Below are 13480 nucleotides of genomic sequence, written 5' to 3'. Positions count from 1 at the left end.
AAAATAATTCAAAATTAATAGAAAAAACTTAATTTGCAAGTTTTCTATTATAATTTACCTACAATTTTTAGTAAGGAAGACTATGATCAAAAATAAAAGAGGAAAAAGTTTTTTAAAACTTGCATTAATTGCAAGTGGTTTTACAATTGTAGCAACAGCCATTTCATGTAGCACACCAAGTAATCCATCACGGCCAACACCGATAGATATTAATGCTGCTGCAATTCTTATTAAGGCAGAAACAAGTTACAAAATACAAGAAAGTATTATTGGTAAATCACCTTCAGTTCTTAAAAGTGAATTAGATACTCAGGAAAAATTAAGAAATGCATTTGGTTTAAACGAACTAGTGCTTGGAACTTATAATTTGACTTTAGCAATTAAAGATCCTGATGATGTAGAAGGTAAATTAAAACTTTCTGTTAGAGTTGCAAATGCAACTAATGTTGATACTGCAAGTAAGGATTTTGAACTTAGTGGATTTTTAAAATTCACTAGAATTGATTTAGATGCAATTGTAAATAACATTACAACAACAGTTGAAGCTGCACGTGCATCAATTAGCAAAAAAATTACTAGCGAACAATTTAAAAATCTTGTTTCAGATATTTTTAAATTTGAGCAGTATTTTAAAGTATCAACAAATATTGATAATGTAACTTTTGAAAATTATGAAGTTACAACTGAAGCACAAAAAGCGACTATCAAATTTGACATTAAGCAAACAAATGTACCTGCAAACAAAAAGTGTCTAAGTTTTGAATTTGCTAACTTTTCTGAAGTTAATCAAGATGAATTAGCAACAACAATTTATAATGCTTTAAATAATCAAACACTTGATATGGCAACATCTATCACTAGAGAAGCATTTAAAAATTCAATCATAATTGAAGAAAATCAGATTAAATTAAATGATGCATGAAGTGATAATTTTAAAGCCAAAATTAGTGAATTTAATAACTCTTTAAAATCAGTTAAGGATTTATCTTTTAGCTTCAAAGATGAAGAAAATGACAACCTAACTTTTAGTCTAACTTATAATTTTAATGATGCTGATTATTCAGCAATTTTGAAGTTAAATAATTTTAGAACTGAAGCAGAACAAAAAGAAATTACACATAAATGAAAACTGGAAAATGACAGTGATTATAAAGCATTTTATGATGTTCTAAATTCCATTAAAACTGCTGATTGAAATTTAAATTCAATTTGAAATAAACAAAAATATTTAAGTTATTTTGAAACTCTAAATCCTAATGGATCTATTAAATTTTTAAACACTGAAAAATTAGAAATATTTGCTAAATTTGTAATTAGTGAAGATAGCAAAAACATTCTAAAAAATTCATTTATCAAAAACGTAACTTTAACAAATGATAAAGATGTTTTAAGAGCAGAATTCTTTGTAATTAGTGAAAATGGATTAAATGAAAAAGTTAATGTAATTTTAAATTTTGGAGCATCTTCACCAGCACCTGAATTAAGTCAAACAGCAACCGAAATCATCGCATTTTTCGATACTTTCGAATCAAAATTCATTACTTTTGATATTCAATTAAGAAGCAATAATGAACTAGAAGTTAAATCATTTTATGATCGAATTAAAACCTTAGAAGGCGATGTATTATTAAATGCATTAAAAGAAGAATCAGGTGAAGCTGGTAAGGGTAGAATTGATCAAATTTTAGCTGATAAAACAGAGCGAGAATTAGAACTAGAATTAACTGATAATAATTTAAAACTTTACCTAACATTAAAATTAAATGGTCTATCTAGAAAATACATTTTTACAGTAACAGGTTTTGGTGAAGGACTAAATGATCCAAACCAAGTACAAACAAATTTTTCATTATGAAAATTAAAATTAGAAGTCTTCTTACTTAGAAATTTACATCTAAAACCAGGCACAGTAATTAGTGACTTTTATCAAGATCTTTTAGTTAAAAGTAGCGCCGAAAGATTAGACATAATTAAAGGTTTAATTAGTGATCAAGCAACTAAAGATTTATTTGATAAATACGATTTAAAGGTGACAACTATTTCTTATAATGCAAGTGATAAATTAACATGAAATATGTTAAAAGTTAACCTAGAATTTAACAACATAATTACTAATAAAAAAGAGACTTTAACTCTAACCTTAGAATCAGATTATAACGATGTTGTTGTTTACAACGTAATTCAAACACGTGTAAATTTCTTCACAAATAAAACCTATACAATTGCCAAAGATGTTTCAAGTTATATCTTTAAACAAGAAATTGATAACCGTTATACTAACGGTACATACATCATTGATGCAATTGCGATGTATTTAAATCCAAGAGATCAAGTTGAATTTAGATCGCTAGCACAATCACCTTTTACAAAGTTTGAATTTGAAATTGATGCTAAAGATAAAACAACAATCAATATGACAGTAACTGCTCAACTTGATAAAATTATTAAAACATTTACAATTAAAATTACTGGATTTAAAATCTAAAAATTATGAACTTCCAATGCGAAGTTCATTTTTATTTCTTGAAATTTACTAATTTAAGGCAAAAGAAAAATCTGCCCGAAAGCAGATTTTCAGATTAATTTGGAAGTGATTTTCTTAAAGTAAAGTTACCGTTTTCAAAGTAAACTACATAGAATAAATCTTGTTTCATTGATGTATTAACGATTTCAAAAGCAAGTAACGATTCGATTTTATCTTGAATAAAGCGTTTAATAGGTCTTGCTCCAAAGTTATCGTTAAAAGCTTTTTTAAGCATTTCTTGCACAACACTTTCATCAAATGAAATATGGTAGTTATTCATAATTAAGCGCTGCGCTACCTTAGCTAATTCTAATCTAGCAATTTCTTCTTTAACTTCAATTGTTAACTTATTAAAAGTAATAATTGAATCAATTCGATTGACAAATTCAGGTCTAAAAAATTTATTTAATGCTTCTTGCACTTCTACTTCAGTTGCACCTGCATGTGCTAATTCAGCAGTTAAATTACTTGTCATAATGATAATCAAGTTCTTACAGTTAATTTCTCTACCTTGTGCATCAGTTATACGGCCTGAATCAAGCATTTGTAAGAAAATATTAACTACATCAGGGTGAGCCTTTTCAATTTCATCAATTAATAAAATTGAATAAGGTTTTCTTCTAATTTTTTCAGTTACTTGTCCACCTGATTCATAACCTACATAACCTGGAGGTGAACCAATGATTTTAGAAACTGAATGTTTTTCCATGTACTCTGACATGTCTAAACGAATTAAGTCATTTTCACTTGAAAATAGTTGTGCAGCTAGCGCACGACTTAATTCTGTTTTACCTACACCAGAAGGTCCTAGGAATAAAAATGAACCAATTGGCTTATTTAAGTCGTTGATATTTGCTTTATTGCGCATGATGATGCGATGAATTTCCTTAATCGCTTCATCTTGACCTTTTATAGTTTTAGCCAATTCCTTGTCAAGATTGAGAATTTTTTCACGTTCATCTTTTAATAATTTGGTTGCAGGAATGCCTGTTCAGTTAGAAATTACGATCATAATTTCTTCACGAGTTACCTTATTTTTAATTAATCTTTCTTCACTATTTTCTAAGGTTTTTTCTAGTTCAAGTTTTTCTTGTTCTAGTTTAGGAATATCTCGATATTTGATTTCAGCAGTTTTTCCATAATCAGCAATACTGTTATAGTAGTCCATTTGATGGTTAAGATCATATAGTCTTTCTTGATATTCAGCTAGTTTATCCATTTTAGCTTTTGCTGCTTTTCAAGCTTTTTCTTGAGTAGCAAAAGTTTCGTTTAACTTAGTTAATTCAGTATTAATTTCCTTAATACGTTTTTCATGTTTAGAACTGTCACTTGAATTTAAAGCAACTTTTTCCATTTCTAAACGAGCAATTTTTTCTTTAATTTCAATTAAAGGCAAAGGCTCATAATTCATTTCAACTTTAATTGCTGAAGCTGCTTCATCAACTAAATCAATTGCCTTATCAGGTAGAAAACGATCAGCAATATAGCGGTCTGACATTTGCGCAGCAGCCACTAATGCTTCATCATCAATTTTAACTTTGTGAAATGATTCAAAGCGATCTTTGATTCCTCTTAAAATTGTAATTGTGTCAGTTACTGATGATTCATTGATTAAGATTTTTTGCATTCTTCTTTCAAATGCAGGGTCAGTTTCGATGTATTTTTTATACTCTTTTAAGGTCGTTGCCCCAATCATGTGCATTTGTCCTCTGGCTAACATTGGCTTTAACATTTGTGCTGCATCAAGCCCTGATTCAGCACTGTTTTTACCCATGCCGTTTAACATATGAATCTCATCAATAAAGACAATGATGTTGCCATTTGCTTCATTAATTTCTTTTAATAAGTCCTTCATACGCTTTTCAAATTGCCCCTGATAAGAAGCACCTGCAATAATTGAAGCTAGATCAATTTCATAAACTTCTTTACCTAGTAAATCAATAGGAACTTGTTTTTCAACTATTTTTCTAGCTAATCCTTCGACTAGAGCAGTTTTACCAACTCCAGGGTCACCCACTAAAACAGGGTTATTTTTGCTTTTTCTGCTCAAAATTCTGATAATTTCACGAATTTCACTATCACGATTAATAACTGGCTCTAACTTGTTTTCTCTTGCTAGTTGAGTCAAGTTACGAGCATATTTTTCTAAAGGTTTGCGGTTATCTGTTTCTGTAAATGTTGCATTCATCTTTTCTCCTTAATAATTTTATCTAATAATAATATTTTAGCACTCTAACGCTTAGAGTGCTAAAAATTAAATAAAATTATTTTCCGTTAATTCAAGTATCTTTAAAATTGTCATAAAGATCTTGATTATTAACGTTTTTAAGGATCAGTGTTTCTTCCAAAACTTTTAAAATAATGTCGCCATAAAATAACTGAGCAACTCGACTAGATAAAGCATTGACTCGTCTCTCTTGACTAAGTGAAGCAAATCTAAGAACTAAACGATTTTCAGTATTTGTAATTTTAGTATTTTCAGTTATTAATAAAACTTTGATTTTGAATTTTTCTGCAATTTGAATGATGTAGCGATTTTCTTTTGAAGAAACAGTTTTAGAAAACATGATGATCATGGTTTCTTGTAAATATTTATTTCTTAAAGATAAAATAACTTCGTGCACGCTATTTGAAACGTGACTTTCAAAACCTAAAGTAGCAAGTCCTTGCCCTAATTCTCTAGCGACTGAATATGAAGAGTGAATTCCAAAAACTAAAATACTTTTAGTTTTGTAGATTCACTTAATTGCTTTTTCTAGTAGTTCAATATTGATCATTTCATAATTATTTTTAATTGCAAAATAATAATGATTAAAAACCTGATTTGCTTTTTTTACTAGTCCACTCATTTGGTCATCGGGAGAATGAGTGGCAATTGATGTGTTTAGTTCGGCAACATAAATTTTGAAAGATTGATAGTTGTTGTGGTTTAGTTTTTTAACCAGTCTAGAAACTGAACCAGTTGCAATTTTTAATTCATCTGCAAGCTGGTTAATAGGCATTTTTAAAAATGTCTCAGTGTTATGTTCAATAAAATCTAACAGGATAATTTCGTTCTTACTTAACTTGATCCCGTCACGATTAGTTAATTTAATCATATTTGGATACCTCTTTTTTGCTTTAAACTTGAAATAATTTCAAGTTTTTAAATATTTATCCTAAATATTTTAAATTAATTATAAAAAAATTTTTATTTTTTATTTATTAAAGTTAATTGAATGATAATTAAAAGGAAAGGGGGATGATATAGATTAATAAAGGAAAAGTTAAAAAATTTATATTGAAATATGAAAAATAAACTAAACAAGCCAAGTTTTCAGTTTTTTGTTTCTTGTCAGGCTCTCAAAGATGAACCTTTATTTGGAAAAACGACTATGCTAAAAATGGCAAAAGCCGCAATTCTAGGTGGTGCTGATGGCATCAGAACTAGCCAAATAAATAATATTAACCTTATTAAAAAGAACTTCCCACAGGTACCTTTAATCGGTCTAATTAAAAGAGAATATGATAATAGCGATGTCTACATTAGCGCAACTTTAAAAGAGCTTAAAGCCTTAATGAGAACTGATGCTGAGTATCTAGCAGTTGATGCAACGATGCGCAAGCGACCTAAAGAAACCTTACAAGAATTAGTTACTTACTTTAATAATAACAATCATAAAGAGCAAGTTTTGCTCGCTGATTGTTCAACAATTGAAGATGTAAAAAATGCCTTAGAACTAGGTATTAAATACATTGCAACTACTTTAAGAGGGGCAACAACTGAAACTGAACAATTTTCAAATACTGAAAATGATTACCAATTTATCAAAGATTGCGAAAAACTTGTTCATCAAAATGGAGCTTTTTTAATTGCAGAAGGTGGACTTAATCATCCAAAAGATTTAAAAGCAGCCAAAGCAATCGGTTGTGATTTTGCAGTTGTTGGATCAGCAATTACAAGACCACGATTTATTACACGACAATTTATTAAAGAATCCAGCATATAAGACGGGGTACAATGAAAATAGAAGTATATAAAAACTATGAATTAATGAGCGAAAGAGCTGCAGAGATTATTACTAATTTAGTAATGGAAAAACCTGATGCAAAAATTGTTTTTGCAACAGGCAATACCCCAGTTGCTACTTATGAAAAGTTAGTACGTAACTATCAAAAAAACCTAGTTTCTTTTGAAGAAGTAAAGTCATTTAACCTAGATGAATATGTAGGTTTAGATGAAACTGACAAGCACTCTTTTAGATATTTTATGAACAAACATTTGTTTGATCATATTAATATCAAAAAACGCAACATTGCGTTTCCTAAAGCAATCGATATGTCGCTTGAAGCGTTAAATAAATATGATCGCAAGATTGATAAAGTCAAAACTTTTGACTTATTAATCATGGGTATTGGAACAAATGGGCATATTGCTTTTAATGAACCTTACACTGATTGAGATCTTAGAACCCATTTTGTTTCTTTAGATCGTAATACTCTAAAAGACAATTTTTGTGATGAAAACGCACGCATTAACCGTGCGATCACAATGGGCATATCTGATATTTTAAAAGCTAAACAAATTATTGTTTTAGCAAACGGCAGTAAAAAAGCCAAAATAGTAAAAACTATTTTAAATGCTAAAGTAGGTGATTTAAAAATCCCTGCGACTGCTTTACAACAACATAAAAACGTTACACTTATTCTAGATCAAGAAAGTGCAGCGGGAATAGAGGCAAAAAATGATTATCGACAAGTTGAGTAATTTATCAAGATATAAAAGTATTGATAAAAACTTTGCTAAAGCCGTGGAATATATCGAAAAAACTGACCTAAGTAAATTAGGTTATGGAAAATTCGAAATTTCAGGTTCAGACATCTTTTTATTAAAAATGGAAGTTGATACATATGACTATGAATCTTCACAATATGAAGTTCACAACGTTTATGCAGACTTACATATTTCTCAAGATTCTGATGAAGTTCACTTCTTTGAAAGAGGTGAACTAATGGAGCGTACCAAAATGGAGTACGACGAAAATGGTGATGTTGCTTTATATGAACTTGATTCAACTAGAAATAAATTACAACCTCTTGTAGGTGAATTTATTTTCTTTTGACCAGGTGAAGCACACGCACCTAAAACAACTGATAAGATCCGTAAAATGGATAAAATCATTATCAAAATTAATACAGAAAAAAGATAGGAAAATTCTATGAAAAATAAAAAATACAGTGGTTTATTTGCAGCAATGATCACTCCTTTTGATGAAAAAGGTAAAGTAAAATTTGATGCCATCCCTTCAATTGTAAAATATATGATTGAAGTGCAAAAACTAGATGGTCTTTATGTTACTGGTTCAACTGGAGAATTTTTATTAATCTCAGTTGAAGATCGTAAAAAAATCTTTGATATTGTTGCTAAAGAAGCAAAAGGTAAAATTACTTTAATTGCCCAAGTAGGAACATTAAATTTTGACGAAATTTTAGACATGGCACACCATGCTAAAAAAGCAGGATTTGATGCTATTAGTGCAATTAGTCCTTACTATTTTGGCTTTAGTTTTGATGAAATTAAAAATTACTATCAAAGCATTTCAGACAATGTCGATATTGACTTATTCCCTTACTATTTACCACAATATGCAGGTGGAAAAATGTCAGCATCACAATTTAGTCAGATCTTAAAAATCAAAAACGTAGTTGGTGTTAAATATTCAGCAGGGGATCCATTTATGTTCGAAAGACTAATTAATAGTGACCCTGATAAAGTTTACTTCTGAGGTAGCGATGAAGTTTTAATCTATGGAGCAGTAATTGGAGCAGATGGTTACATCGGTTCAACCTATAATGCTAATGGGCTAGGAGCACGTCGTATTTTAGAAGCTTATGAAGCTAGAGATTTTGTTAGAGCTAGAGAATTAATTCATGAATACAATGACTATGTTGAAGATGTTGTAGGTAATGGATTAATGACTACCTTAAAAGCTTTATTACGTCTAGATGGACTTGATGCAGGAATTAGTAAACATCCTTTTGCTAAAAAAGATGATGAAGCATTACTAAAAAGAGCACGAGAAATTAAATCTAAATATCTAGATAAAAAATAAACTAAAATCTAATAAGGAATTGCAAAATTCCTTATTTTATAAAATTGAAAAAAGAGTAAAAAATGAAACATGTATTAGCTTTTGATATTGGTGGAACCCATATCAAATACGGTGTGATTAATGAAAAACTAGAATTTAAAGTTAAAAATTTTATTGTCACCAAAATTGAAACAATTATTGAAGACTTGCTTGATATTGCTTTAAGTATTTTAAAGCAATATCCCGAAATCAAAGATATTGCAATTTCTTCAACAGGCATTGTTGATTCAAAAACTAAAAAAATTATTAATGCTAATGGTGATTTTAAAAACTATATTGGCACTGATTTTAAAATAATTGAAGAAAATTTAAATGTCAATTTAATCTTATTAAATGATGCAAATGCAGCAGCATATGCTGAAGTTGAAAATAATGATGAGCGTTTTGCGATGATCACTTTTGGCACTGGTGTAGGTGCAGGAATAGTTTTTAATAAGACCTTGCAAGTATCACAAAACGGTTTTGATGGTGAATTTGGTTATTTACTTCATAATCATAAAATGGTTAATGATTCACTAAGTTTTAGTAAGTTCAATGAACTTAGTAAACAAAAATTTAACTTTGATTCTAATAGTACTAATGAATTTAAAAATTCCTATCTAACTAATCATGAGTTTAAAACCTTTGTTGACAATTACCTAGATGAAATTGCTAGTTTTTTATTTAACATTATAGTAACTTTAAATCTAGACAAAATCTATATTGGTGGCGGCATTAATCATATTAGTCATGAAGCAAAACAAGCTTTAATTAATAAATATAATGCTTTAAAAAAGCAGACATTTTTTGAAGCAGATATAGTGTTTTCTAACCATGGAAATTCTGCTGCTTTAATCGGTTTAGCAAAGCAAATTTTGCACAGTAAAAAATCTTAAAATTTTTTACAATTTTAAAAGTTATGTATATAATTAAAAAGCCTTTAAAACAATAAGGCTGTAAGCCCGGGTGGCGAAATAGGTAGACGCAAGGGACTTAAAATCCCTCGGTAGCAATACTGTGCTGGTTCAAGTCCAGTTCCGGGTACCAAAAGCGTCGTTAGCTCAGAGGTAGAGCAAATGGCTTTTAACCATTGGGTCATAGGTTCAAATCCTATACGATGCACCATATCATTTTAATGATCACAAAATGTCCTTTAACTAGGACATTTTTTTATTGTTTTTATGCTCTTTAGAGTAATTCTTTTTAAAAATGTGTTAAACTAATTTAGTTAAAAAAATAGCCCGTGTGGTGAAATGGCAGACACAGTTGACTCAAAATCAACCGCGAAAGCATGCTGGTTCGAGTCCAGTCACGGGCACCATATCATTAGATGATGACCACGAACACTCTTATTTATATAAGAGTGTTTTCTTATACTTGAAAGTTACTTGAAAATATAAAAACTAACGACCTGTATATGGTTTCAGGAGTTTTTTTGATTTAAATTCGCCTTAAAATATCATTTATTAAATTATACAATTCCTGCCTTTATGACAGGTTAAACTATATAATAAGATAAAACTATTAATGCTAAAAGGAACTTAAAATGACAGCAAACGAACACGCTAAAAGAACTACTAATAACATTCAAGAAAAAGCTAATTTAATTTGAAATATAGCTAATCACTTAGTAGGTGTATTTAAACCACATGAATATGGAAAAGTTATTTTACCTCTAACAGTTATAAAGAGATTCGATGATGCTTTATTAGAAAGAAAAGAAAGAGTTCTCAAATTAAATGATACACTAACTGCTAATGGTGATGCTCCTGGCTTTAAAGAAAAGGTGTTAGCTAATGAATCTGGATATCCTTTTTATAATACAAGTAAATTTACATTTAAAAATCTACTCGAAGATCCAGATAAAATAGCAGAAAATTTTGACAACTATTTAAAAGGGTTTTCAGAAAATGTTACTGATATTATCAGCAATTTTAAATTTGATCAAACTCTTAAAACCATGATTCAAAACGATCTTTTATTTGCTGTTCTTCAGGAATTTAATTCTGAAAAAGGAGACATGCACCCCGATAAAATTACTTCAACTGACATGGGATATATATTTGAGGAACTTATTAGAAAGTTTTCAGAATCATATAATGAACAAGCTGGTGCACATTTTACATCAAGAGACATTATTTATTTAATGGCAGAATTATTAATAAAAGGTGATCAAGATCGAGTAAATTGACAAGGAAAAGGTATAACAAAAAGTGCATATGATATGACAATGGGGACATCGCAAATGCTTGGTTGCTTAGAAGAAAAAATTAAAGCAATTGATGACACTATAATAATGGATTTAGCGGGTCAGGAATTAAATCCTGAAACGTATGCAATTGCTAAAGCAGATATGTTAATTAAAGGTGGAACTGCTGAAAGTATGAAGGTTGGAAATACATTGAGTGACGATCAATTTCCTAATAAAGAATTTGATTACATAATTTCAAATCCACCTTTTGGTATTGATTGAAAATTAGAACGAAAAGAAGTGGAAAATGAACATAAAAGTTTGAAGAATGACGGAAGATTTGGACCTGGGCTACCACAAATTACTGATGGTCAATTACTCTTCCTTTTAAATGGGGTAAAAAAATTAAAAAACGGTTCTGGAAGAATGGCTATAATTCAGAATAGTTCATCGCTTTTTATGGGGGATGCAGGCACAGGTTCTAGCAATATTAGAAAATATTTAATTGAAAATGATTATATTGAAGCAATTGTTCAACTACCTGCAAATTTATTTTATAACACAGGAATATCTACTTATATTTGAGTTATTTCAAAAACTAAAACTGAAGAACGGAAAGGAAAAATACAATTAATAGATGCATCTAATTGTTATGTTCCAAGAACTAGAGGTATTGGTGACAAACGCGTAGATTTAGATGATAGGAGCATTGATTTAATCAGTAGATCTTATGTTGAATACAAAAACGCTGAAATTATAGATGGTTACTTAAAAGTTGAAAGCAAAATTTTCGATAATGAACATTTTGGATTTACTAAGATTGTAGTAGAGTCTCCTTTAGTTGATGATAATGGACAAAAAATATTAAAAAAAGGAAATCATCAACCTGATCCTAAAAAGAGAGATTTTGAATTTGTTCCTTTGACTGAAGATATAAATGACTTTTTTGCCAGAACAGTGTTACCGTATAATACCGAATCATGAATTGATTTTTCTAAAAATAGGATCGGATATAAGATTCCTTTTATTAGTTTGTTCGCTAAGTATCAACAAAGAGAAAAATTACCAGAACTTATAAAAAACATTGAAAAACTAGAAAAAGAAGAATTTATTTTAAAATCAGATTTATTAGAATTTAGAAAATAAATTTAAGATAAACCATTTTCTTTAAATCTTGTTTAGAAAAGTTTAAAGTCATTTTAATATTAAGATATTGTTTTATTTTAAGTAATAAGAAAAAAATGTGGAGTAGTTATGAATAAACAAATACATAAAATTGTTTCAGGAAGATTAAAAGATGTAGCAGGAATTTTTGTTGGTAAGAACATTACAATAGAAAAAATAAAAAGTGAGAAGAACAAATATAAAGTAATGGGTGGTGGATCAAAGCCTTCTGGTTATTATTATGATTACAACTTTGAAAATGGTATAGTACTAGCGAAAACTGGTTCGGCAGGTAATTTAAATTTTTTATCAGAAAGGTTTTGAGCAACTTCAAATTCTTTTGTTATTCTAACCAAACTTGATAGGTTGCTTAATAAATATTTATTTTACTACTTAAAATCTATAGAAGATAATATTATTAGTAGTGCTACTACAACAGCTATACCGACAATAACAAAAAAGAAAGTTGATAATATTTCGGTTAGTTTTCCAACATTAGAAACTCAAAATAAAATAGTTGAAAAACTTGACCGCATAATTAATAATACTGACAAGTTAATTAAAAATCAACAAGAGCAAATAGAAAAATTTATTGAATATAAAAAAGCTCTTATTAGTGAAACAATTTCTTTTGGTATAAATGGTTCTAAATCTTTAAAAGATAGTGGTATTAAATGAATAGGACAAATGCCTTCTAATTGAAGAGTTATTAGAATAAAAGACTTTGCTACATTAAAAGGAAGAATTGGATGACAGGGTTTAACAACATCTGATTATACTGATGAAGGCCCATATTTAGTTACAGGAACAGATTTTGTAGATGGAATTGTTAATTGAGAAACATGTGCTCATATTAGTGAAGAAAGATTTCGAGAAGCTCCTGAAATTCATTTGAGAGAAAATGATCTTTTGATTACAAAAGATGGAACTATTGGTAAGGTTGCAATTGCAAAAAAATTCGTGGGTAGTGCATCACTAAATGGTGGGATTTTGCTAGTAAGAATTAAAAATGGATTTAATTTTGATAAGAAGTATATATATTTTGTTTTACAGTCTCATAGTTTTTGAAATTGATATAATTCATCTCAAATTGGTGGATCAACTATAAAACATTTATATCAAAAACAATTTGAATATTATTCTTTTGCATATCCTAGTTTTGAAGAACAAGTAAAAATAGCTGAATTTTTAGACGAAAAAGTTTCAAAAATTAATAAACTAGTTGAATTAAAAAAACAAAAAATAGAGTTATTAAAAAAATATAAAAAAGTAGTTATTCACGAATACGTAGCAGGCAAAAAACCTGTATAACAATCAAAATATTATTAATATTTAATTACATCCAAAGACTTTAGTTTACTAAGGTCTTTTTTTCATTTACTTCAATTTTTGTTTTATACCAATGTATTAGTAAAACATTATTCTAGCGATTAATATTTTTGTGATTTTGTTTTGTAGACAATATAATATATTAATATAACTATTTTTTAA

10 protein-coding genes and 3 tRNA genes are annotated in these 13480 nt (G+C 28.8%); 11 read left to right on the top strand and 2 right to left on the bottom strand.

The window, feature by feature from the left end:
• The first annotated feature begins 82 nt into the window (after positions 1-82).
• On the top strand, positions 83-2485 hold the full coding sequence (locus CJF60_RS02895) for a hypothetical protein (RefSeq protein ID WP_084232011.1): 2403 nt from the start codon (positions 83-85) through the stop codon (positions 2483-2485).
• Positions 2486-2579: 94 nt separating this feature from the next.
• Here the strand turns inward: CJF60_RS02895 and CJF60_RS02890 are convergent, their stop codons facing one another.
• Both CJF60_RS02890 and CJF60_RS02885 read right to left on the bottom strand, forming a co-directional pair.
• Complete coding sequence (locus CJF60_RS02890) at positions 2580-4712, bottom strand: ATP-dependent Clp protease ATP-binding subunit (protein WP_084232012.1); 2133 nt, start codon at positions 4710-4712, stop codon at positions 2580-2582.
• A gap of 76 nt (positions 4713-4788) precedes the next feature.
• Complete coding sequence (locus tag CJF60_RS02885) at positions 4789-5622, bottom strand: MurR/RpiR family transcriptional regulator (protein ID WP_084232013.1); 834 nt, start codon at positions 5620-5622, stop codon at positions 4789-4791.
• A 189-nt stretch (positions 5623-5811) separates the two neighbouring features.
• On the opposite strand from CJF60_RS02885, the gene CJF60_RS02880 reads away from it, so the two are divergent.
• From CJF60_RS02880 to CJF60_RS02835, 10 genes are all read left to right on the top strand, one after another.
• Positions 5812-6513: an N-acetylmannosamine-6-phosphate 2-epimerase gene (locus CJF60_RS02880; RefSeq protein WP_084232014.1), complete on the top strand. Its 702-nt coding sequence runs from the start codon at positions 5812-5814 to the stop codon at positions 6511-6513.
• An 11-nt stretch (positions 6514-6524) separates the two neighbouring features.
• The gene (locus CJF60_RS02875) at positions 6525-7271 is read left to right on the top strand and encodes a glucosamine-6-phosphate deaminase (protein ID WP_084232015.1); all 747 of its coding nucleotides are present in this window, start codon (positions 6525-6527) and stop codon (positions 7269-7271) included.
• Positions 7249-7713: a YhcH/YjgK/YiaL family protein gene (locus CJF60_RS02870; RefSeq protein ID WP_084232016.1), complete on the top strand. Its 465-nt coding sequence runs from the start codon at positions 7249-7251 to the stop codon at positions 7711-7713. The genes CJF60_RS02875 and CJF60_RS02870 overlap by 23 nt, the downstream gene beginning before the upstream one ends.
• A 9-nt stretch (positions 7714-7722) precedes the next feature.
• Positions 7723-8616, top strand: a complete 894-nt coding sequence (locus tag CJF60_RS02865; RefSeq protein WP_084232017.1) for an N-acetylneuraminate lyase — start codon at positions 7723-7725, stop codon at positions 8614-8616.
• A 62-nt stretch (positions 8617-8678) separates the two neighbouring features.
• A complete protein-coding gene (locus CJF60_RS02860; RefSeq protein ID WP_084232018.1) occupies positions 8679-9530 on the top strand; it encodes an ROK family protein in 852 nt (283 codons plus the stop codon).
• A gap of 64 nt (positions 9531-9594) precedes the next feature.
• A tRNA-Leu gene (locus CJF60_RS02855) sits at positions 9595-9681 on the top strand.
• A gap of 3 nt (positions 9682-9684) precedes the next feature.
• Positions 9685-9759 (top strand) — tRNA-Lys (locus CJF60_RS02850).
• 114 nt (positions 9760-9873) lie between these two features.
• Positions 9874-9955 (top strand) — tRNA-Leu (locus tag CJF60_RS02845).
• A gap of 225 nt (positions 9956-10180) precedes the next feature.
• Positions 10181-11971, top strand: coding sequence for a type I restriction-modification system subunit M (locus CJF60_RS02840; protein ID WP_084232019.1), 1791 nt, complete (start codon positions 10181-10183; stop codon positions 11969-11971).
• A 108-nt stretch (positions 11972-12079) separates the two neighbouring features.
• On the top strand, positions 12080-13300 hold the full coding sequence (locus CJF60_RS02835; RefSeq protein ID WP_084232020.1) for a restriction endonuclease subunit S: 1221 nt from the start codon (positions 12080-12082) through the stop codon (positions 13298-13300).
• Positions 13301-13480: the final 180 nt, after the last annotated feature.

The organism is Mycoplasmopsis agassizii, from assembly GCF_002272945.1.
Classification (GTDB): domain Bacteria; phylum Bacillota_I; class Bacilli_A; order Mycoplasmatales; family Metamycoplasmataceae; genus Mycoplasmopsis_B; species Mycoplasmopsis_B agassizii.
The sequence above is the reverse complement of the archived record's forward strand: the minus strand, read 5'-3'. Positions and strand labels throughout refer to the sequence as shown.